This is a genomic window from Ruegeria sp. R13_0 (assembly GCF_017743995.1).
In the GTDB taxonomy this organism is placed as follows: Bacteria; Pseudomonadota; Alphaproteobacteria; order Rhodobacterales; family Rhodobacteraceae; genus Ruegeria.
Genome location: NZ_JAGHRB010000002.1, coordinates 289,274 through 311,255, shown reverse-complemented (window position 1 = coordinate 311,255; position 21,982 = coordinate 289,274). Strand labels below are relative to the sequence as shown.

Genomic DNA, 21,982 nt, shown 5'->3' with positions numbered 1-21,982 from the left:
TAGATCAATGGCTCGGAATTCAGGCGCGAATGAAAAGGCATCGAACCTTGCAACGGATGAAAACGGTACGGCCGTGAACAGCAAATTGTTCGACGCGATTTCCAACGTACTCGATCAATCTGGTGTTCAGTATGAAATTCTGTCTCGTGCCGCCACCATTCAGGCACAAAAAATAACTGAGCACCATTCGGATCGGGTTCTGAACCTGACAAACGATCTGCGCGATCTTGCGGTGCAATTCACGCAGACGAATTCTGTTGGCTCGGCTTGGGCGGACTACGTCAAGGATGCTGGTCAGCGCGTCGCCTTGACGATGGACGCCTTGCGTGAGCGTGGTGATGTTTTCATCGAACATGAAGCGGCCGGTTGCCCGCCAGTGCTTGCTTATGACTACGAAGTGATCGTTGATGGGGCGGAGCTCGACCGGCCTTGCAACTATCAGCTATTGCGCATTGTCCCCCCGCAAGGGATCGACGTAGACGATCACAAACGCCCCTACATCATCATTGACCCGCGTGCCGGTCATGGCGGAGGTATTGGTGGTTTCAAGTCCGACAGCCAGGTCGGCGTGGCTCTGGCCAAGGGCCATCCGGTCTATTTTGTGAGCTTCGGCCGTGATCCGGTTGAAGGTCAGACACTGGCGGACGTTATGCATGCCGAGGCTGGATTTGTTCGAACAGTCAGCGTGCGTCACCCCAAAAGCCCGCAACCGGTTTTGACAGGAAATTGCCAGGGCGGTTGGGCGACATTGCTGATGGCCGCCTGCAACCCTGATCTGACCGGGCCTTTGGTGCTTAACGGAGCGCCGGTTGCACCTTGGTCGGGTGAGGTTGGTGAAAACCCCATGCGCTACAATGGTGGTATGCTTGGCGGTACCTGGCAACCGATGTTCTGGTCAGATTTGGGGAATGGCAAGTTCGACGGCGCCAATCTGGTGATGAATTTCGAACAGCTAAACCCCAGCCGAAACTACTTTGGCAAATATTTCGATCTGTATCGCGATCCCGAAGCCGGCAGGCAGCGCTTCATTGATTTTGAGCGCTGGTGGGGTGGGTTCTTTCTTCTGAACGAGGCCGAAATTCGATGGATTGTAGAAAAGCTGTTCGTTGGAAACCGGTTGGTGAAGAATACCGCGCAACTGGAACCCGGAGTTCCCATTGATCTCAAGGCGATCAAGGCGCCGATTTTTGTCTTTGCAAGCCATGGCGACAATATTACGCCGCCTCAACAGGCGTTGAACTGGATTGCCGAAACCTATGCGGACGAAGAAGAGATACGGGTACGCGGCCAACGCATCATCTACATGCTTCATGATGAGGTGGGACATCTGGGCATCTTTGTTTCCTCCAAAGTTGCGCGCAAAGAGCACGCAGGCTTGGCCTCTACACTTGAGACAGTCGAGGCAATAGCGCCCGGTCTCTATGAAATGGTCATTGATAACATCGAAGGAGACGGGGTCGACAAATCCTTCGAAGTTCGTTTCGTCGAGCGAACGCTGTCGGATGTCGCGGCATTGGATGACGGTCGGCAGGATGAGACCAGCTTTGCCGCTGTGGCGCAAATGTCCGAACTGCAAGCAGGGGTTTATGAAACCTTCGGTCGCCCAGCAGTGCAAACCCTGTCCTCACCGGTGATGGCCCGGGTTTTGCGCGATGCACATCCATTGCGTGCGCAGCGCGCTGCGATGTCTTCGAGCACAGTTTTGGGGAAAGGAATCGAAACTCTGGCGCAGAATGCCAGAGCACAGCGCGCCCCTGCCGATGCTGAAAATCCTTTTCTGAAATGGGAAAAACTCACCGGAGAATGGATCGAGCAGTCGATGGATCTTGCACGAGATTTGCGCGACGCCTGGTATGAGGCGTCATTCTTCGCCATTTGGGGTGGGCCGTTTGCCTCTTGGTTCGGGCAAAGGAATGCAGCTCGCCGTACCCTGCCGGATCCGGCGACTTTGCGCGATCTGCCCGAGGTCAGCGCGGTGCTTGCTCATATGCGGCAAGGGGGTCTACCCGAGGCGGTCATTCGTATACTGGTTCTATTGGCTGACAGTCACAAAGGCTTTCGTGCTGAGATTTTGCACCGTTGGGCGCATATCTTTCACCACGAGGCGCCGTTCAAGTCCCTTTCGGTTACCGACCGGCAACGCATTCTGCATGAGCAATCTCTGGTCGCCACTTTCGATCCGAAGGGCGCGGTCGAAACCTTGCCTTATCTGCTACCTGACAAAGCGCTGCGCATAGAAGCCGTCGAGCTTGTCAAACACATCATAGGTGAAGTCCGAACGCCCTCTAAAGAACTGGAAGAGATGGCCGATCTGCTTGTACGGGTTTTGGACTACAGTGGGGATGCCGGAACTGAGGCAAAGCCAGCGTCAGAGTCATCACCGGCAAGGTCCAGAAAGCGAAAAGTAGCCTCAAAACCCAGTCTGAATTGAAACGATTTCATTGCTTTAGGCTGGAAACGTCTATTAACTTGGCGGCAACAAGATTTGCCAGATCAGTATAATACCCCCCGTTTCGATGCTTTTGGTGGGCAGCACGAAGGTGGAAAGAAATTTAAACTCTCAAACATGCGACTTAGGGTAGGCGATGTCTCAGAGTCTGTTGAAGTATACACGTGTTTTGGAAATTGTCGGCGACACGATCAAGGTTCGTGTGCCGGTTGGCGATGGTCACGCGCCTGCCGTTCGGTTCAATGATCTGGCGGTAATCGAAACGGTCTATGGGCATAAAACGCTGGCCCAAGCGATCTTTATCGACCGGGATGTGGTGACGCTGCAGGTGTTCTCGGGCACCAAGGGCATCTCGACCGAGGCGACGGCGACCTTCCTGGGTCATCCGATGCAGACGCCGTATTCTGCCAATATTCTGGGACGCGTTTTCGACGGCGCGGGAGAGCTGATTGACGGCGGCCCTGACCTATCGGCCGAGCCGCGGATCGACATTGGCGGACCGACAGTGAATCCGGCCGAACGGGCCGTGCCCAACAAGATGATCCGTACCGACGTGCCAATGATCGACGTGTTCAATACGCTGGTCGAAAGCCAGAAGATCCCGATCTTTTCGGTCTCGGGCGAACCGTTCAATGCCTTCCTCAGCCGCATCGGCATACAGGCGGACGCGGATATCGTGGTCTTCGGCGGCTTGGGTTTGATCTTCGATGACTATCACACATTCCGCACCTCGTTCGAGAATGCAGGGGTGTTCTCACGCACCGTGATGTTCGTCAATCAGGCCATGGACCCTCTGGTGGAACGCCTTCTGGTGCCAGACATGGTGCTGGCCGTGGCCGAGAAATTCGCGGTGGAAGAGGGTAAGCGCGTTCTCGTTTTGCTAACCGATATGACCGCCTATGCAGACGCGATGAAAGAGGTGGGCATCAGTCAAGAGCGCGTCCCTTCGCAGCGTGGATACATGGGTGATCTCTATTCGCAGCTCGCGCGGCGCTACGAGAAAGCCTGTGACTATGCCAAAGGGGGCTCGGTGACTGTTCTGACCGTCACGACAATGCCCGGCAACGATGTGACCCACCCTGTGCCGGACAACACGGGCTACATCACCGAGGGCCAGTTCTACCTGCATTCGGGCGTGATTGATCCGTTCGGCAGCCTTTCGCGTTTGAAACAGAACGTCATAGGCAAAACCACACGAGAGGATCACGGGCAGATCATGAACACGATGATCCGCTTCTATTCGGAAAGCCGGGACGCCGCGCAGAAACAGGCGATGGCTTTTGATCTGTCGGACTACGATCATCAACTGCTGAAATTCGGTGCGCTGTTCCGAAAACGCTTCATGGATATCAATGTCTCAATCCCGTTGGAGGACGCGCTGGATTTGGGCTGGAAAACACTGGCCGAATGTTTTGCGCCTGAACAATTGCTGATGAAGCAAGCTCTGATCGACAAGTATTTCCCAAAGGATGGTGATGGCGCGGTTGCAGCTGAATAAATCGTCGCTCGCTCGCGAGCAGACACAGCTGAAAAGCTATGAGCGGTTCCTGCCGTCGCTGGACCTGAAGCGCCAGCAATTGATGGCCGAACGCGCCAAGGCACGCGAAGATGTAAAGCGTCTCGAAGACGAAGTGAGCGATCTGGCGCAACAGGTCGGCGCGAAGCTCCCCATGCTGGCGCAGAAGGGCATTGATCTGGACGGGTTGGTCCAGCTGACAGACTACAACGTCAAAGAGGTGAATGTCGTGGGCGTCAAGATGCCCGCCCTTGACCGGATTGAGGTCTCGGTGCGGCCGTACTCACGGCTGGCCAAGCCCCATTGGGTCGACGCCGCCGCGCAGTTGCTGCACGACATGATTGAGGCGCGTCTGCGGGTCAAAGTGGCGGAAGAGCGGGTTAAGATATTCGACAAGGCCGTCGCCACGATCACGCAGCGGGTCAATCTGTTCGAAAAGGTTCTGATCCCGCGCGCCAAGGCCAATATCAAGAAGATCCGCATCTATCTGAGTGATGAGCAGATGCAGGCCGTCGTGCGCTCGAAAATCTCCAAGCGCAAACATGCGCAGGAGGCCGTGTCATGAGTGTTGCACGGCTTAAGAAGCTGTCTTTGGTGGGACGGGCGGCGCAGAAGGTCGAAACGCTTGAGGCGCTGCAGGCGCTGGGCTGTATGCATGTTCTGCCCCTGGCCCCTCCGCCGGCTGAGCCGGAAAAGGTCAACGAACGGGGCGCGCATGAAGCATATAAGGCGCTGCGTTTCCTCACCGATGTTCCCGAGCCTCGCAGGCAGATACAACGCGATCCTGAGTTCCAGATGGATCAGTTCGTCAAAGACGTGCTGGACCTGATGCAGCGTACGCGTGACATGTCAGACCGAAGGGATTTTCTGGCCCATCGGATTGCTCAGGTGCAGCCTTGGGGGGATTTGGATTTCCCGCCCGACGATGTGCTGGCGGGCAACCGGTTGTGGTTTTACCAACTGCCCCTAAAGCACCGGGATACATTGGAGAATCTGGCGCTTCCTTGGGCCATACTCGAACAGGATCACCGCTTCATCTATGCCGTCCTGATTGCGCCGGACGAACCGGCCGACGATATCCTGCCGGTCCCGCGCACGCATACCGGGTCTTTGCCGATTCACGAGTTGGAAGCACAGCTGGAAGAGGCAGAGATCGCGATCGAATCGCTTGAGGCGGAACGGGTTGCGCAAACCCGCTACCTGACGCTGATGCGGCGTAACCTGTCCGTTGCAGAAAGCGCGGCAGAGCTAGCCCACGCCACCCAGAAGGTCCGCGACGAAGAGGCGATGTTTGCCCTGCAGGGCTGGGTTCCAGAAGATCGGATTGCTGCGGTTCTGGAGATGGCAGGGGCGAAAGATGCCGCCGTTTTGATCGAAGACCCGGGCGCCGATGACACCCCGCCCACATTGCTGGAGCAGCCGGAACAGCGCAGCGCTGCTGTGGACTTGGCGCTGTTTTACCAAGTGCCGGGCTACAAGGACTGGGACCCGAGCGTGATCGTCGCTGCCTCTTTCGCGCTCTTCTTTGCGATGATCGTGGCAGATGCAGGATATGGGGCCGTCATTCTGCTGGGCCTGTTGTTGTTCTGGAAGCGTATGGGCGGGACGGTCAGCCAACAATCCTGGAGGCGCTACGGTGTGATCGTCTCGGTGGCGACCATCCTCTATGGCGTGTTGGTCGGGAGCTATTTTGGGGTCGCGCCGCCTGATGGGTCCCTTCTGGCAAAAGCAAAACTGCTTGATCTGAATAACTTCGGCGCGATGATGATGATCTCGATTGTTGTCGGTGTCTTGCATCTTGTGCTGGCCAACGCTCTGGCCGCACGTGCGGCATGGGGGCAGCGTAAAGCGGTTGCCAACCTAGGTTGGATCGCGGCGCTGATCGGCGGGTTTGTCCTTTGGCTCAGCTACATGAAAGGCCAATCGGCAACGCCGGGCGCGGTGATATTGGGCGCGGGTCTTTTGGCGATCCTGCTGTTTACAAGCGAGAGGCAGATCAAAAAACCAATCGACTGGCTCTGGCGTCTTATTGACGGTGTGCAGGGTCTTGCCGGGGCCATGGGCGCATTCGGAGATGTCCTCAGCTATATGCGTCTCTTTGCACTCGGATTGGCCTCGGCCTCGCTTGCGATCACTTTCAACGATCTGGCCGTCTCGGTGATCCACGCGCTGAAAGGGCCGGGCATTTTGTTCGGCCTGCTGATCCTGATCATTGGCCACATACTAAACTTCGCCCTCGCCATGATGAGCGGCGTCGTCCACGGGTTACGTCTCAATTACATCGAATTCTTTAAATGGGGCCTGCCGGACGAAGGCATCGTTTTTCGTCCGTTCGCCCGCAAGGAGGTTCAGGAATGAATGAGCTTGTTCTGACATTGGGTTGGCTGGGCATCTATGCCCCCATGGCGCTGGGCGCGGCGGCCAGTGCGATTGGCTGTTCGATTGCGGGCATGGCCAGTATTGGTGCGATGACCGAGACCGAGGGCGGCTATGGTCGGTTCGTCGGTGTTTCGGCCTTTCCGTCAACGATGGTGATCTACGGGATCGTTATAATGTTCACGCTCAACCGCGATGTGACGCCGGAAAACGCGGGCGGGCTGTTCGGGATTGGTATCCTGTCCGGCATCGCGTTGATGTATTGCGGTATCTGGCAGGGTCGCGCCTGCGCCGCCGCAATTAATGCGACCAAGGAAAAGCCAGAGGTATTCGGTCTGTCCTTGGCTCCGGCCGCCATCATCGAAGGCTTTGGCGTCTTCGCCTTCGTCTTCGCCCTTGTGATCAGCGCGGGGATCAGTTGATGGCACAGGATGGCATGATCTCGCACGGCGTCGACGCGCTGATCGACAAACTGCGCAGTGACGGGGTGGCTGTGGGGCAGGCGGATGCCGAGAAGCTGAGGGCGGATGCCAAGGCCGAGGCAGCAAAGATTTTGGCGGACGCTAAGCGTGAGGCGGACGCGTACCAGAAAAAGGCCCGCAGCGACTCCGACAGCTATCGCGCGGCAGGCGAAGAAGCATTGAACACCGCCATGCGGGACGCGGTTCTGACCATGAAAGCGGGCCTGACGGATCGGTTTCGAGAGGACGTGGCGCGCCTCGTCACCAAGGAAATGGCAGACCCGGATCTGTTGAAACAGATGATCTTGGAGGTTGTCGGGCGCGCGGCTGAGGGCGCCAATCTTGAGGGCAAGGTTCAAGTCATCCTGCCCGCAAAGGTCGCCACGCAGGAGGACATCAAGCAAAACGCTGATGACATCCAGTCCGGTAAGCTGACGAAATACGTGCTTGGCCTGACTGCCGAGATGCTGCGCGAGCAGGTGGAATTGCATGCTGCGGACGATGCGCAGGACGGCATCCGAGTGCGGGCCGAAGATCAGGGCGTGGTTCTGGATTTGACCGACAAGGCCGTGGCCTCGCTGCTGATGCAGCATCTACAACCTCGCTTCCGCGCCGTGCTGGAAGGGGTGATCCGGTAACATGTCGGACCCCGACGCCTATATCGCTTTGATCAGCAGCCTGCCGGGCTCGGAACGGTTGTTTGTAGCCAAACAGCCGCCCTTGTCGCGCCTGCGCCTTGAGCGGCGCTTGACGGCGCTGACAGCCGAGGACGCGCGCGTTTTGAAGGCATTGGAGCATGCTCTGAACTGGGGCGGCTATGACATGGACGTGACAGATGCTCAGGCCATCGAGCGATGCAAAGAGGCTTTGCAGTCCACGCCGCAACCAACTCTGCGGAAGATCCTTGTGGAACGCATGGATCTGCGCACCGCCGTTGCCGCACTGCGCCTGCGAAAGCAAGGCGGCAGCCCCCCGTCAGGGGTGTTCGGAATGGGACGCTGGAGCCGACACATCCCCGAAAATTGGGGTGATCCGCATTTCCGTCTTGAAGGCGCGATGTCATGGATCAAGGACGCGAAACAGCTATTGGAGGCCGAAGATCCACTAGGCCTGGAACGGTTGCTCTTGTCGGTCAGTCACAAGCAACTGAAACGGCACGCATCTCGTCACTACTTCGATTTCGAAGCGGTGGCGATTTACGTGCTGAAATGGAACATTTTCGACCGCTGGGCGCAAAGCAACGCGCAGGATGCGGCCAAGAGGTTTGAACATCTGGCGCAACAGGCCATGGCCGATGCAGCTGATATCGATTTTGAGGGAGCATACGCATGACCGCCCCAACCCCCGCCACGCAGACCGCCACCGCCCGCGTCGTTTCGGTGCAGGAGGGGCTGGTGCAGATCCAAGCCAACGCCGATGCCTCGGGCCAGCCCGGACAGCTGGTCAAGAACGAGGTGGTTTTCATCCTGCCCACGCGCCCCGGCCCAGGCGGCAGGCAAGAGCGTCTAAAGGCCGAAGTGTTGCGCGTACGCGGTGATACAGCGGATGTTCAGGTCTATGAAAGCACCGACGGCGTCGCGGTCGGCGATCCGGTAGAACAATCGGGCCAGTTGCTGTCGGTCGAACTTGGGCCGGGCTTGCTGGGGCAGGTGTTTGATGGCCTGCAATCGCCGCTGCCCAAGGTGGCCAGCGAGTTTGGAACATTCCTGCCGCGCGGGGCAGACGTTGCCCCGCTCGACGATCAGGCAAAATGGTCATTCACGCCGTCCGTTAAGGTTGGGGATACGGTCACAGCAGGCGACAGCATCGGCACGGTGCCTGAGGGTCATTTCAGCCACAAGATCATGCTGCCTTTCAATTGGACAGGCGACTACAAGGTCGTTTGGGTCCAGAAGGGCGCGGCCACGATCCACGACATCGTTGCCCGGCTGGAAGATGAGCAGGGTGGCGAACACACACTCACCCTTTCGCAGAAATGGCCAGTACGACGCCCCTTGCCAGAGAGCATCCTCAAGCGCGCCCTGTCCGAACGCCTCTATCCGACCGAGCCTGTTCTGACCTCGCAGCGCCTGATTGATACGTTTTTCCCGATCGCGCGCGGCGGAACGGCCTGCATTCCCGGCCCGTTCGGAGCAGGCAAGACGGTGCTGCAAAACCTGATCGCGCGGAACGCCAAGGTAGATATCGTCATCGTCGTGGCCTGTGGCGAACGCGCCGGTGAGGTGGTCGAGACGATCCACGAATTCCCCAAGATGACCGACCCGACAACTGGCGGCAGCCTGATGGATCGCACGATCATCATCTGTAACACGTCTTCAATGCCAGTCGCCGCGCGCGAGGCCTCGATCTTCACCGGCATCACGCTGGGTGAGTACTACCGACAGATGGGCTATGACGTTCTGCTGATCGCAGACAGCACCAGCCGCTGGGCGCAGGCGATGCGCGAAACCTCTGGAAAGCTAGAAGAAATTCCGGGCGAAGAGGGGTTTCCGGCCTATCTGGAAAGCTCGATCAAGGGTTTGTACGAACGCGCGGGCGCGTTGAAAACCAATGATGACGATCTGGGCAGCTTGACCCTGATCGGGACGGTGTCACCTGCTGGGGGCAACTTTGATGAGCCGGTGACGCAGTCCACTCTGTCTACCGTGAAATGCTTCCTCGGCCTGTCCTCAGAGCGGGCCTATAAGCGGTTCTATCCGGCCGTTGACCCGATGCTCAGCTGGTCGCGCTACACGGATCAGCTTTCTGACTGGTATGACAAGAACGCGGAACCCGGATGGACGGGTAAGGTTAGGGACCTGCTGGCCCTGATCGAAAAAGGTGAGCAAGTCGACCAGATGATGCAGGTCACCGGCGAAGAGGGCGTCACCATCGAGGACTTTGTCACCCAACAAAAAGCGCTGTTTGTGGATATGGTCTACCTGCAGCAGGATGCCTTTGACCAGGTGGACGCAACCGTGCCCTTGGAGCGGCAAAAGATGACCTTCAAACTGGTCTACGATGTCACCCAGTCGAGTGCCGATTTCGCCGACAAAGCCGAAGTGCGGCAGGTGTTCACGCAACTCACCGGATTGATGAAAAACTTCCATTACGCGGCCGAGAACACGCCGGAATTCAAATCAATCTGGCAACAGATCACTGATCTCTGTCACGATAAATTTGGAATCTAGGACACCGTAGCCCGAAGGTGAATCGAACCGATTGAATTCAGGGGTGTGTATCTACAACAACAACACTACAGTCACGGATTTTCTACGCCGGTTGTGAAATTAAAATACGTTTGGACAAACTCGAAAACCGGCCGACTTTCCGCCGAGGATGGTCGCGGCGGTTCTGGGTGCGTGTGCTGCGTGGGTTTCGAACACGGATTCCAGATTGTGCAAATAAACATAGACGGTCAAAGGACTTCCAGTCTGATACGTTCGGAGCATCCTGCCGATTTCGTGACCTAAAGTGTCTTGGCCTAAACCTGAATCGCTGGTGGAAGCTCAGAGGTTGGCGTGACCCAGACCCTGCACGACATCTACAAGGTTGCCCGCCGCATCGCCTGCGGTTAGGTAATTTTTTAGCCGAACTATCTGCACTCAGACACGTCTAGCGTTCTATACCGATGGGCAACATGAACGCTTCTGAATCGTAGAATGTGGTCTTCTCGAAAAACCAGTTCAGCACAGCTGCGGCATCACTGGTGAAATCAGGCTTGTCCCGCTGCAGGTCAGCCCAGGCCTCAGCGATTTCACTGTCATGTTTTAGTATTTCTTCGGCAATCTGGGTTGTAATGTAATTCTCACCATACTCGTGGGTTGCCATCTGTGCGTTAGAGAACCCCCAGGTGAAAAAACTACCCTCTCCCAGCGGCTCCAGAAGCGCCACTGCCAGAGTGCCCAATGGCTGATCGGTGGTGACACGCACGTCACCGGGACGATAGAGGATCTGGTCTGTTTGTGGCACCGGCTGACCGCTGGCCACGGCTCTGCCCTCGCGGTTGGGATCGATGATCTTGAAATCGGCAATGCGATAACGCTCAACATGCACCAGCCGTTCATGGGTCAAAGTTTCGGTCTCTATCTCATGGGCATGTAGCCGGTCGATCACATCGACCCAGACGGCGGGGATGTAGTATGCGACCGGTCGCAGTGCAGTAATGCACGGGGTCGTGCGTGTGGATTGGCTGACAATCATAGGGGCAGGGTCCGCGCCCCAGGTAATCTGGTCGATGCCCAAGACTGGGTTGCGGCGAACGTCATAGGTAAACGCATCGTACTGCACTTGCGGTGCCGGATCATCGAAATCCCAGGCGATCGGAACAGGGTCAAGTCTTGCGGTCCTGCCCATGGCAATAGCTTTGCGAAGCGACGCGGCCTTGTTCCCAACGATGTTCAGAACACCGATGAAAAAGCTGTAGGCCCCAAGAACCCGCTGCCGATAGGGTTTGAGCGCGTGAATTTCCAGCAGGTAGGCCGGAATGTGGCGATGATCGGCATAGTTTGTTGAATAAGACGGACCATCGGCAAAAAACGGGTAGTAACCTTGTGTCGGATCCATCGGATCGTTGGCATCTATAGCAGGGCCGGGGATATGGCCCAAATCCGTCAGGAATTGCGCCAACTCGTCGGTCATCTCATCGCGCAGCCATTGGCTTATGGCCGGGCTTTGGCCTGCATTTCCGTTGTCGCTCCAAGTGACGTCGTAGGTGTAGTTCTGGCCATCCGTGGAATGCGCATCGACAAAGAAATCGGGCTGGTAGTCGGTCACTACCTTTACGGATGCGCGCACTTCGGGGCTGTCGAGCTTGCTGAAATCGCAGTTGAGGTTCAGCCATCGCCCATTGGGCCGCCGCCCCGATGTGTTGGGGCCATGTTGATTGATGCGGCCCGTCGGCGACTGCCGTAGATGACCCTGCACATTCAACACCGGAATGAACAAAAGGTTGACCTTGTCCAGAAGCGCTGCCTGTGTGCCGGTGACAATCATATCCCGCACCAGCATTAACCCCGCATTGATGCCCATGGATTCGCCAGGATGGATTCCGGCCTCAATAAACACAGTAGGCTTGCCGCTGGCGCGCAGGCCGTCCGGGGATTTATCCGGTGCATCGGACACGACCAGCATCCAGATATCCTCGGCATTGGCTAGTTTGGCGAGTGACACTAGCGCGACATGATCACTGGTCGCGGCCAGACGCTGAACATATGCTGAGACCTCGCTATAGGTCGCCGTTTCCGTAAAATCCGATTGTTCGATTCGGGTGGCCCAATTGTGACCGGAAGGTAGGGCAAAGGCATTGCTGGCTCCGTGCCACTCAGGCGAAGGGGGCAAAAACCCCTGAAGTTGGGCCTGCGTCATGGTAAAGCGTCGATCGCTCATCGGGAATCTTTGGTCCTGAACTAAAGGTTGGAGATCCGAGTGCTAAGGAGCGGAAGACTCAATCCAAGAGATAGATCACGTATCTGTGTAGAATTCGAAAAAAAGCCGTGACATTTCGGATAAAGGCCGGAAAGCATTTTGCTAAGCTATCAGCCTGGCTAATATTTTTTCAAGACGTAACGGGTTCCTTCCCTGTTGATACCTGTGTTTTGAGAGGAGGCCGCTTGCATGGAAATAGTGACAATACCTGTCGCGGTCCCTCTGTGCGGTGTTCCTGTGGCAATTCCCTATGGATCGAAGTCTTCGTTCAAACCCGCTCGGGTCCAAGCTAGGATTGTGGGTGGACGCATACTCCAGCCAGCGCTGTCCTGTCTGACCGAGGAGGTCAATGCCGCAATACAGGCGCGGCCTGGTAGTGTTCGCCCGAGGTATACCGTCGGACGATTTCAACCGGAACATCTTCGCGTCGCCCGCAAATAATTTACTTGTCTGAACCATTGTACCATCCGAAATCGTGAGGGTTAAATTTCACATTTTTGTTACATCTTTTTGGATTTTCGCCGACTCAGATCAAACTGCGGATCCCGTCGGTTCTGCATAGTCCGTTTGATCAGGCCTGCGGCTCGCACGGTGACAAGGCGAGCCTCTTGCGGGACGACCATCGGACGCGCTGACAGCGTGACGCATATTTTCGGAGCTTTCAGAGGACTGTAAAATGAAGTTCAAGTTCCCTACTGCCTATACCATCCTGTTCGTATTGATCGCGGTGGTTGCGATTGCCACTTGGTTCGTACCGGCCGGTCAGTATGACCGGGTTGAGAATGAGCTTTTAGGCAAAGCGGTCCCGGTTCCGGGCAGCTATCAGGTCGTTGATCCGCAGCCCCAGGGCTTTTTCGACGTGGTTCTGGCTCCGATCGCGGGGTTCTATGATCCCGCAACCTATGAGGCACAAGCGATCGACGTGGCACTGTTCGTCCTCGTGATCGGCGGTTTTCTCGGGATCGTCGCCCATACCGGGGCCATCGACGCAGGGATCGCCAAGGCTATGGCGCGGATGGAGGGGCACGAAAAGTGGATGATCCCCATTCTGATGGCGCTGTTCGCCGCTGGCGGAACCATCTATGGCATGGCCGAGGAATCGTTGGCCTTTTACACGCTGATCATTCCGGTGATGATTGCCGCAGGCTATGACGCTGCAGTGGGGGTGGCAATCATCATGCTGGGCGCGGGCGTGGGCACGCTGGGCTCGACGATCAATCCCTTTGCCACGGTCATCGCCTCGGATGCGGCGGGGGTGCCGTTCACCAACGGGATCATGCTGCGCTTTGCGCTTTTGGGGGCCTGCTGGCTGGCCTGTGTCGCCTTTGTCATGCGTTATGCTGCGCGGGTCAAAGCCAACCCCGATCTGTCGATCGTTGCCGACAAACGCGAAAGCAACGAAGCGCATTTCCTCAAGGGCAAACGCGAGAACGACGCGCCTGTCGCCTTTACCGGCACACATGGGGTGATCCTTGTGATCTTTGCGGCCAGCTTTGGCGTGATGATCTGGGGCGTCTCCGTCGGAGGCTGGTGGATGGCCGAGATGTCGGGCCTGTTCCTAGTGGCTGCAATTGTCGTCGGGCTGATCGCGCGGATGGGTGAGGAAGAGTTCACCTCGACCTTCGTGGATGGTGCACGCGACTTGCTGGGCGTAGCGCTTGTAATCGGGATCGCTCGGGGCATCGTCATCGTAATGGATGCGGGCAACATCACCGACACGATCCTGTATTGGGCCGAGGGCGCAGTGAACGGGTTGGGGCAGGTGGCTTTCATCAACACCATGTTCGGGTTGCAGGGTTTGCTGTCGTTCCTGGTGCCGTCCTCATCCGGTCTTGCGGTTCTGACCATGCCGATCATGGCTCCGCTGGCGGATTTCTCGAATGTGGATCGGTCTTTGGTTGTCACGGCCTATCAGTCGGCCAGCGGTCTGGTGAACCTGATCACGCCGACCTCGGCGGTGGTAATGGGCGGGCTGGCACTGGGGCGTGTGCCGTATGAGCGGTGGTTGAAATTCACTCTGCCTCTGCTGGGTGTACTGATCGTGATCATCATGGCCGGGCTCAGCCTGTCGGCGATCGCGTAAGACGCGATGACGACTTCCGCTGACACCCCACGCGCGCTCGGGTTCTGGATGTGTACCGCCTTGGTGGTAGGCAACATGATTGGCTCGGGGATATTCCTGCTGCCGTCGTCACTGGCGGCGTTCGGGCCGATCTCGATGGCGGGCTGGGTGCTGACCGCCGGAGGGGCCATCGTACTGGCGCTGATCTTCGGGCGGCTGGCGCGGCTGTCCTCGGATACCGGTGGGCCTTATGCCTATGCGCGCGAAGGGTTCGGGGATTTCGCCGGTTTCATGATCGCTTGGGGCTATTGGATTGCGCTGTGGTCGGGCAATGCTGCCGTGGCGGTGGCGTTTGCGGGATATCTGAGTGTGATGATCCCGGCGGTCGGCGAAAGCGCGCTGGCTGGGCTGGTGGCGGCGCTGGGGTCGATGTGGCTGCTGACCTGGATCAATGTACGCGGCGTGCGCGAGGCAGGGATCATTCAGGTTGTGACCACCGTGATGAAACTGGCTCCGTTGCTGGTGCTGATCGTGCTGGGCTTTGCCTATGTGGACAGCGCCAATTTCCGGCCGGTGAATGTCAGCGGGATGTCAAATATTTCAGCCATTTCGACCTGCGCGGCACTGACGCTGTGGGCCTTTGTCGGGCTGGAATCCGCGACCGTTCCTGCAGGTGAGGCAAAGGACCCCAAACGCACCATCCCACGCGCCACGATTGTCGGTACCTGCGTGGCGGCCCTGGTCTATATTGCGACGACCTATGTGGCGCTTGGCGTCGTGCCCTCGTCACTTTTGGCGGGGACCAATGCGCCGCTGGCGGATGTGGCGGCAGTGATGTGGGGTTTTGGCGGGGCCGTTTTCATTGCGGTTGGGGCCTGTATCTCAACCTTCGGCACGTTGAACGGGTTCGTGCTGTTGACCGGGCAGGTGCCGCTCGGGGCGGCGCGCGATGGGTTATTCCCGGCGCAGTTCGCGCGGCTGTCGCGCACCGGCACGCCTGTTTTTGGGTTGATCGTGTCCAGCCTTCTGGCCAGCGCGCTGGTCGCGATGAACTATACACGGTCACTGGCCGAGCAGTTTGAGTTCATCATTTTGCTGGCCACCCTGTCGACGCTGATCCCCTATCTGCTGTGCGCGTTGGTCGAGATTATGATCCGCGCGCGCCGAGGCGACTATACACGCTTGTCACCAAACACGCTTATCCTTGCCGCGCTTGGCTTTGCCTATTCGCTATGGGCAATCCTCGGCGCGGGGAAAGACGTGGTTTTCTGGGGCGTTCTGCTGCTGCTAGCAGGTTTGCCCATTCATGTCTGGCTGCGCTGGCAGTCTGGCAATGCTCATGCAAGGGAGGAAACATGACTGGATTTGGAGCCCATTCCGAGATTGGAAAACTTCGAAAGGTGATGGTGTGTGAACCGGGCCTGGCCCATTCCCGCTTGACGCCAGGCAACGCAGCCGAGCTTTTGTATGACGACGTTCTATGGGTACACAAAGCCCGTGCCGATCACGCCGATTTCCGCATGAAGATGGAGGAGCGCGGCGTCGAAGTGCTGGAATTCCACGCGCTGCTTGAGACGACGCTAAAGGACAAAGAGGCCCGCAAATGGGTGTTGGATCGTCGCATCACCGAAAATCAGGTCGGCATCGGTATGATGAACGAGCTGCGCGGCTGGCTAAACGAGATGGCCGCCAAGGATTTGGCGATGTACTTGATCGGTGGCATTGCGGTCGAGGATATGCCCTTCAAGCCGTCGGGGATGTTCGGCAGCTATCTGGGGCCGCTGGGCTTTGTCATCCCGCCGATCCCCAACACGCAATTCACCCGCGACAACAGCTGTTGGATTTATGGTGGCGTCACGGTCAACCCGATGTATTGGCCTGCACGCCGGCCCGAGACTCTGCTGGTCACGGCGATCTACAAATTCCATCCCGAGTTCAAGGATGGCGATTTCGAAATCTGGTGGGGCGATCCCGACAAGGATCACGGTGCAGCCACTGTGGAAGGCGGGGACGTCATGCCTTGGGGCAATGGTAGCGTACTGATCGGTATGGGCGAACGCACTAGCCCACAGGCGGTGGGGCAAGTTGCCCGCGCTCTGTTCGCCAAAGGCGCTGCGGAACGCGTTGTTGCGTGCCAGATGCCGCGCAGCCGGGCAGCTATGCACCTGGATACGGTCTTCAGCCACTGCGACCGTGAAACAGCAACGGCCTTTGTCGACGTTTGCAACGACATCCAGTGCATCAGCCTGCGTCCTGGCAACAAAGAAGGTGCGATCGAATTCCGTCACGAAGAAAAACACCTGTTCGATGTGGCCGCCGAATGCCTTGGCATCAAATCGCTGAACATCGTTCAGACCGGCGGCGATGCGTTCAACCAGGAGCGCGAGCAATGGGACGATGGCAACAACGTGGTCGCTTTGGAACCCGGCGTGGTCGTGGCCTATGATCGCAACACCTATACCAACACGTTGCTGCGCAAGGCGGGTGTCGAGGTGATCACGATTTCCGGTTCAGAACTTGGGCGCGGACGCGGCGGCGGGCACTGCATGACCTGCCCGATCTGGCGCGACCCTGTGGATTAATAAGATAGGAGACAAAACCGATGGCATTTAATCTCAAGGGCCGCAGTTTCCTGAAACTGCTCGACTTCAACCAGCGCGAGTTGCGCTATCTGCTGGACCTGTCGCGCGATCTGAAGCGCGCCAAATATGCTGGATCGGAAATCCAGCACCTGAAGGGCAAGAATATCTGCCTGATTTTTGAGAAAACCTCGACCCGGACCATGTGCGCCTTTGAAGTGGCAGCGATGGATCAGGGCGCGGGCGTCACCTACCTCGGCCCCTCGGGGTCGCAGATCGGTCACAAAGAAAGCATGAAAGACACCGCCCGGGTTCTGGGCCGCATGTTTGACGGGATCGAATATCGCGGCTTCGGTCAGGATTTGGCCGAAACTCTGGCCGACTATGCCGGCGTTCCAGTTTACAACGGTCTGACCGATGAATTCCACCCGACCCAGATGCTGGCCGACTTGTTGACCATGCAGGAATATGGCGAGAAACCCCTGCATGACATCAAATATGCCTATGTCGGTGACGGGCGCTCGAACATGGGCCACTCGCTGATGATCGCGGGTTGCATGATGGGCATGGACGTGCGCATCGCGGCACCCAAACATCTGTGGCCCTCGGACGAGTTCCGCGGTCCGGCCGAAGAAGCCGCCAAGCGCTATGGGGCCAAACTGACCATCACTGACGATCCGAAAGAGGCGGTGGATGGCGTGGACTTTATCCACACCGATGTCTGGGTTTCGATGGGTGAGGCCGCCGAGGTCTGGGAAAGCCGGATAAAGGAGCTGACCCCCTATCAGGTGAACAGCGATCTGATGGCAGCGGCGAACAATCCGAACGTTAAGTTCATGCACTGCCTGCCCGCCTTCCATAACACCGAAACCAAAGTGGGTGAGGACATCCATCAAAAGTTTGGCATCACCGAAATGGAAGTGACCGAAGAGGTGTTCGAAAGCCCCGCCGGTATCCAGTTCGAACAGGCCGAAAACCGGATGCACACCATCAAGGCGGTCTTGGTCGCCACGCTGGGGAGTTAAGCCATGCGCATTGTCGTCGCCCTTGGGGGCAATGCGCTGCTGCGCCGCGGTCAGGCCCTGACTGCGGAAAACCAGCGCGAAAACACAGCCATCGCTGCCGAGGCGCTGGCCACCATCGCCGAAGGGAACGAGTTGATCGTCACCCATGGAAACGGCCCGCAGGTTGGTCTGCTGGCGCTGCAGGGCAACGCCTATAAACCGGATGAAGCCTACCCGCTGGACGTGCTGGGGGCCGAGACCGAAGGCATGATCGGCTATATGGTCGAACAGGAGCTGGGCAACCGGCTGCCACAGGAAACGCCGCTGGCTACGCTGTTGACTATGATCGAGGTCGACGCCAAGGACCCGGCCTTTGACAACCCGACCAAGTTCATTGGTCCGGTCTATGAAAAACCCGAGGCCGAACGGCTGGCCGCCGACAAAGGTTGGGAAATCCGCGCGGACGGGGACAAATGGCGGCGCGTCGTTGCCTCACCTCTGCCGAAACGGATTTTTCAGATAAGGCCGATCAAGTGGCTGCTAGAGAAGCAGACCGTGGTGATCTGCGCAGGTGGCGGCGGTATTCCGACCGTCTACAACGACGCGGGCACGCTGGAAGGGATCGAGGCCGTGATCGACAAGGATCTGGCCTCGGAACTGCTGGCGCGCGAAGTGGGGGCCGACCTGTTCATCGCTGCCACCGATGCCGACAGTGTCTATCTGGATTGGGGTACCAAGAGTGAGCGCGGGATCAAATCCATCACGCCCGATGCGATTTCCGAATACGATTTCGCCGCAGGCTCGATGGGTCCAAAGGTTGACGCCGCCACCCAATTTGCCCGATTGACTGGTAAGGCTGCCGCCATCGGCGCACTCGCCGATCTTGCTGGGATCGTGGCAGGAACCAAGGGCACAACCATACGCGCCGATGCAAGAGAGGCGGAGTTCCACTAAGAAGGAGGGTATCGAATAAACTGAGGCTCGAAGTAGAAGACAAAGTCGTACCCAATCAACAGCCGCAACATACGGCCCAATATTTCAATGGTGCGACGGGAGATTGATTGAGAGGGAATGACAGATGAAACACAAAAACGGATTGCTATCCTCGGTGGCCGGGCTGACTTTGGTTCTCGCCTTACCGGCGGCTGCTGAACTGAAGTATGAAAACAACTCCGGCGGATTTGTTGTGCTTTACGGCCAGTTGAACCCGGCGATCATTTCGGTGGACGACGGACAGGAGACGGAGACAAATGTCCGCGATTTCGATGCTTCAAACAGTCGCGTAGGGTTGAACTTGGAACAACCTTATGGCGAAAACACGTTCCGGTTCCGATTTGAATCAGCCTTGGGCCTGCCCAACTCGACTGAAACAGACCAGAACGGCAACGATTTCAGCGGATGGACCCGCGAGGATATCCGCCATGTGGATTTCTCGCTGGAAGGAGACTGGGGCACGTTCTCGGCGGGTCAGGGTAGCATGGCGGCCGATGGCGTAGCCGAGCAAGACCTGTCGCTCGTCGGCTTGGTGCTTTATTCGTTTACTGCAGACTCCAACGCGTCGTTCTTGTTCCGCGACAATGCTGGCATTCTAAGCGGCCCGGTTGTTGTAGATACGACCGACAACTTCGATGGTTCGCGCAGAACCCGCATTCGGTATGACACCCCGTCCTTCAATGGCTTTTCGTTCAGCGCCGCATACGGTCAAAACGTGCTGGAAGAGGACTTTGATGACGACCGCGATTACTACGACTTTGCCGTCTACTACGGCAACACCTTTGCCAATGGGATGGAGGTTGCAGCCGGGCTTGCCTATCAGGTCCGCGGCGAGGGCAACAGCGGGTCTGGCGGTGCCGAAAGCGAAAAACGCGAAGACTTGGTCGGGTCGGCATCTATCCTGCTGGAAAACGGGCTGAGTTTTACCGTTGCCGCCGGTGAACGCGACGTGGACGATGACGCATCCACCGATCCCAGCTTTTACTATGTGAAGGTTGGCTACGAAGCCGATTGGTTCAGCTTTGGCAAAACAGGCATCGGTCTCCACTATTGGGACGGGTCCGACTTTAACGCGGATGGCTCGGATTCGGACGTCTGGGGTATTGGTATTGTGCAAAACATCGACCAGTACAACATGGAAGCCTATTTCTCGTACCAGGACTACGCGTATGACGATTCCTCGGACGAGTTTGACGACCTTTCAACCGTTGTTCTGGGCGCGCGCTGGCGATTCTGATCCGGGCATTATGTCGCTGAGCCGGTTATCCGGCTCAGCTCAAATACGAAAAGGACTTAAGTCCACTGAGAAAGAGCGTTTCGTTTAAGTTCGATAACCTGCTCGGACGTAAGGTCAGAGCCCTCCGTGACGCTAAGGAACAAACGGATCGCCTCACCGGTTTTCTCATCTGGCACGCCAACCGCTGCGACTTCGGCGACTTCGTCCAAAATGGCAACATGGGCTTCGATCTCGTTCGGGTAGACGTTGAAACCTGAGACCAGAACCATGTCTTTCTTGCGGTCAACGATCTTGATGAGGCCGTTTTCGTCGCGCACACCAATATCGCCGGTGCGGAAATAGCCGTCTTTGGTAAAGTTCGATGCTGTCTCTTCGGGACGGTTCCAGTAGCCGCTCATGACCTGAGGGCCCTTGGCGCAGATTTCACCCGCTTCACCCTCGGCCACGCGATTGTCATCTTCATCCAGCAAGATGATGTCGGTGGAGGGAAGCGCATAGCCGACAGCCGCCGAGAACGTATCCTGACCCATCGGATTCAGAGTGAGAACCGGAGAGGTCTCGGACATGCCGTAGCCTTCCAGCACATGGTGGCCGGTGACGTCCTTCCAGCGGTTCGAGACCGCCTCTTGCACCGGAGCGCCGCCGCCAATCATCGCGCGATAGTTCGAGAAATCGACGTCCTTGAACTCTGGATGCGAGATCAGGCCCGAGATCAATGTGTTCACAGCGGTTGAAACGGTAAAGCCACTGTCGCGGTAAGCTGCAATCAACTGCTGCGGGTCGCGCGGATTGGCCACAAGGTAGTTTTTGGCGCCGATCGAGCTATAGGTGATCAAGTTCACCATAAGGGCGAAGATATGGTAGAGCGGCAGCGGCGTCACGACGACTTCTTCACCGTGTCGCATCGCTTCGGGCAGTGCCGCCTTGGTCTGTTCGGCGTTCGCCACCAGGTTCCGGTGACTGAGGACCGCGGCTTTTGACAGGCCGGTCGTTCCGCCGGTGTATTGCAGGAACAACAGGTCGTCACCGGTGATTGCCGGCGGGGTGAAGTCCAGTTCTTCCCCCTCATCAAGCAGTGTCGCAAAACGCAGGGTATCTTTCAGGCGTTCGTCTACTGCGGGGCTTGGAATATCTGTTGGTGTGGCGTCGCCAAGATCAACCGTTATCACTGTTTTGATCGGCGTGTTTTCCACGACCTCCGCCAGTGTCGGGGTCGACCCGCCGAAGATGACGATGATCTCTGCCCCGGCATCGTTCAGCTGATGTTCCAGCTCGTGCGGGGTGTACATCGGGTTGACGTTCACTTGCACGCCACCAGCCCGAATGATGCCCAGCATTGCGACCGGGAAAGCCAGGATATTCGGCGCCATCAGGGCAATGCGATCCCCTTTCTGGACGCCCAGTCGCGACTGCAGGACTGCGGCAAAGTCACGAGACAGGCGATCAACCTCGGTGTAGGTCAAGCTACCACCGAGACCCACATAGGCTGTGTTTTCAGGATAGGTCAGAAAGGCCTGTTCAAACATCTCAACGACAGACGAATAGCTATCGGGATCAATCTCGACCTGCATGTCAGGCCAAATGATTTCGGACTTAATTTTATTCAAGATTTGCTCCTCCACGAATGTAATCCAGCGACGCGAGCGCGAAGCTCAACCGGATCTCCCAGTCGCTGACTTGCCCGTTTTTCTCATTTACACTTGCGGCGGCTCAATGATTGTTGAGGACGAAAAGCCGACTTGTGAGGACAATGTCCGAGAGTTTTCCGGTCTGCAAAAGCATCGTTTCCGGGGCTGTTGTGCAATTTCGCCAGCTGAAAGTGCCTTGGCGAGATAGCATGGTTTTCGATGGCAATGCATCCAAGGCCCATCGATGATGTCCGTCTAAGGCGTTCAATAT

Annotated in this window: 16 protein-coding genes; 14 read left to right on the top strand and 2 right to left on the bottom strand. The window is 57.4% G+C overall.

Going from position 1 to position 21,982, the window contains the following annotated elements:
• Positions 1-7: 7 nt before the first annotated feature.
• The 8 genes from J7394_RS03820 (at position 8) to J7394_RS03785 (ending at position 9,972) form a co-directional block, all read left to right on the top strand.
• Positions 8-2,431 (top strand): DUF3141 domain-containing protein, encoded by a 2,424-nt coding sequence (locus J7394_RS03820; RefSeq protein ID WP_209251086.1) that lies wholly within the window; start codon positions 8-10, stop codon positions 2,429-2,431.
• A gap of 154 nt (positions 2,432-2,585) precedes the next feature.
• The gene (locus J7394_RS03815) at positions 2,586-3,947 is read left to right on the top strand and encodes a V-type ATP synthase subunit B (RefSeq protein ID WP_209251085.1); all 1,362 of its coding nucleotides are present in this window, start codon (positions 2,586-2,588) and stop codon (positions 3,945-3,947) included.
• Complete coding sequence (locus J7394_RS03810) at positions 3,925-4,530, top strand: V-type ATP synthase subunit D (RefSeq protein WP_209251083.1); 606 nt, start codon at positions 3,925-3,927, stop codon at positions 4,528-4,530. Before J7394_RS03815 ends, J7394_RS03810 begins: the two co-directional genes overlap by 23 nt.
• Positions 4,527-6,323 carry a V-type ATP synthase subunit I gene (locus J7394_RS03805; RefSeq protein ID WP_209251081.1) on the top strand — a complete coding sequence of 599 codons (1,797 nt, stop codon included), beginning with the start codon at positions 4,527-4,529 and terminating at the stop codon, positions 6,321-6,323. The genes J7394_RS03810 and J7394_RS03805 overlap by 4 nt, the downstream gene beginning before the upstream one ends.
• A complete protein-coding gene (locus J7394_RS03800) occupies positions 6,320-6,763 on the top strand; it encodes an ATP synthase subunit C (RefSeq protein WP_209251079.1) in 444 nt (147 codons plus the stop codon). Before J7394_RS03805 ends, J7394_RS03800 begins: the two co-directional genes overlap by 4 nt.
• Positions 6,763-7,440, top strand: a complete 678-nt coding sequence (locus J7394_RS03795) for a hypothetical protein (protein WP_209251077.1) — start codon at positions 6,763-6,765, stop codon at positions 7,438-7,440. Before J7394_RS03800 ends, J7394_RS03795 begins: the two co-directional genes overlap by 1 nt.
• A 1-nt stretch (position 7,441) precedes the next feature.
• Positions 7,442-8,134 carry a hypothetical protein gene (locus tag J7394_RS03790; RefSeq protein WP_209251075.1) on the top strand — a complete coding sequence of 231 codons (693 nt, stop codon included), beginning with the start codon at positions 7,442-7,444 and terminating at the stop codon, positions 8,132-8,134.
• Positions 8,131-9,972, top strand: a complete 1,842-nt coding sequence (locus J7394_RS03785; protein ID WP_209251074.1) for a V-type ATP synthase subunit A — start codon at positions 8,131-8,133, stop codon at positions 9,970-9,972. Before J7394_RS03790 ends, J7394_RS03785 begins: the two co-directional genes overlap by 4 nt.
• A 424-nt stretch (positions 9,973-10,396) precedes the next feature.
• Here J7394_RS03785 and J7394_RS03780 read toward each other — a convergent pair whose 3' ends face one another.
• A complete protein-coding gene (locus J7394_RS03780) occupies positions 10,397-12,169 on the bottom strand; it encodes a M14 family metallopeptidase (RefSeq protein ID WP_209251072.1) in 1,773 nt (590 codons plus the stop codon).
• Between the two features lie 715 nt (positions 12,170-12,884).
• On the opposite strand from J7394_RS03780, the gene J7394_RS03775 reads away from it, so the two are divergent.
• The 6 genes from J7394_RS03775 (at position 12,885) to J7394_RS03750 (ending at position 20,083) form a co-directional block, all read left to right on the top strand.
• Positions 12,885-14,291, top strand: a complete 1,407-nt coding sequence (locus J7394_RS03775) for a YfcC family protein (protein WP_209251070.1) — start codon at positions 12,885-12,887, stop codon at positions 14,289-14,291.
• A gap of 6 nt (positions 14,292-14,297) precedes the next feature.
• Complete coding sequence (locus tag J7394_RS03770) at positions 14,298-15,629, top strand: amino acid permease (RefSeq protein WP_209251068.1); 1,332 nt, start codon at positions 14,298-14,300, stop codon at positions 15,627-15,629.
• Positions 15,626-16,852: an arginine deiminase gene (locus tag J7394_RS03765; RefSeq protein WP_209251066.1), complete on the top strand. Its 1,227-nt coding sequence runs from the start codon at positions 15,626-15,628 to the stop codon at positions 16,850-16,852. The genes J7394_RS03770 and J7394_RS03765 overlap by 4 nt, the downstream gene beginning before the upstream one ends.
• A gap of 20 nt (positions 16,853-16,872) precedes the next feature.
• On the top strand, positions 16,873-17,874 hold the full coding sequence (argF, locus tag J7394_RS03760; protein ID WP_209251064.1) for an ornithine carbamoyltransferase: 1,002 nt from the start codon (positions 16,873-16,875) through the stop codon (positions 17,872-17,874).
• Positions 17,875-17,877: 3 nt separating this feature from the next.
• A complete protein-coding gene (gene arcC / locus J7394_RS03755) occupies positions 17,878-18,807 on the top strand; it encodes a carbamate kinase (RefSeq protein WP_209251062.1) in 930 nt (309 codons plus the stop codon).
• A 124-nt stretch (positions 18,808-18,931) separates the two neighbouring features.
• Positions 18,932-20,083, top strand: a complete 1,152-nt coding sequence (locus tag J7394_RS03750) for a porin (protein WP_209251060.1) — start codon at positions 18,932-18,934, stop codon at positions 20,081-20,083.
• Positions 20,084-20,139: 56 nt separating this feature from the next.
• On the opposite strand, the gene J7394_RS03745 is transcribed toward J7394_RS03750, so the two are convergent.
• Entirely contained in the window at positions 20,140-21,690 is a 1,551-nt protein-coding gene (locus tag J7394_RS03745; protein ID WP_209251058.1) for an AMP-binding protein, read from the bottom strand.
• Between the last annotated feature and the right edge of the window lie 292 nt (positions 21,691-21,982).

What these genes read in the sequence shown, in the direction of transcription:
- J7394_RS03820 (WP_209251086.1), top strand. Translation starts at nt 8, where the DNA reads ATGGCTCGGAATTCAGGCGCGAATGAAAAGGCATCGAACCTTGCAACG.
- J7394_RS03810 (WP_209251083.1), top strand. Translation starts at nt 3,925, where the DNA reads ATGGCGCGGTTGCAGCTGAATAAATCGTCGCTCGCTCGCGAGCAGACA.
- J7394_RS03765 (WP_209251066.1), top strand. Translation starts at nt 15,626, where the DNA reads ATGACTGGATTTGGAGCCCATTCCGAGATTGGAAAACTTCGAAAGGTG.
- J7394_RS03815 (WP_209251085.1), top strand. Translation starts at nt 2,586, where the DNA reads ATGTCTCAGAGTCTGTTGAAGTATACACGTGTTTTGGAAATTGTCGGC.
- J7394_RS03780 (WP_209251072.1), bottom strand. Translation starts at nt 12,169, where the DNA reads ATGAGCGATCGACGCTTTACCATGACGCAGGCCCAACTTCAGGGGTTT.
- argF (WP_209251064.1), top strand. Translation starts at nt 16,873, where the DNA reads ATGGCATTTAATCTCAAGGGCCGCAGTTTCCTGAAACTGCTCGACTTC.
- J7394_RS03785 (WP_209251074.1), top strand. Translation starts at nt 8,131, where the DNA reads ATGACCGCCCCAACCCCCGCCACGCAGACCGCCACCGCCCGCGTCGTT.
- J7394_RS03750 (WP_209251060.1), top strand. Translation starts at nt 18,932, where the DNA reads ATGAAACACAAAAACGGATTGCTATCCTCGGTGGCCGGGCTGACTTTG.
- J7394_RS03805 (WP_209251081.1), top strand. Translation starts at nt 4,527, where the DNA reads ATGAGTGTTGCACGGCTTAAGAAGCTGTCTTTGGTGGGACGGGCGGCG.
- J7394_RS03770 (WP_209251068.1), top strand. Translation starts at nt 14,298, where the DNA reads ATGACGACTTCCGCTGACACCCCACGCGCGCTCGGGTTCTGGATGTGT.
- J7394_RS03800 (WP_209251079.1), top strand. Translation starts at nt 6,320, where the DNA reads ATGAATGAGCTTGTTCTGACATTGGGTTGGCTGGGCATCTATGCCCCC.
- arcC (WP_209251062.1), top strand. Translation starts at nt 17,878, where the DNA reads ATGCGCATTGTCGTCGCCCTTGGGGGCAATGCGCTGCTGCGCCGCGGT.
- J7394_RS03790 (WP_209251075.1), top strand. Translation starts at nt 7,442, where the DNA reads ATGTCGGACCCCGACGCCTATATCGCTTTGATCAGCAGCCTGCCGGGC.
- J7394_RS03775 (WP_209251070.1), top strand. Translation starts at nt 12,885, where the DNA reads ATGAAGTTCAAGTTCCCTACTGCCTATACCATCCTGTTCGTATTGATC.
- J7394_RS03795 (WP_209251077.1), top strand. Translation starts at nt 6,763, where the DNA reads ATGGCACAGGATGGCATGATCTCGCACGGCGTCGACGCGCTGATCGAC.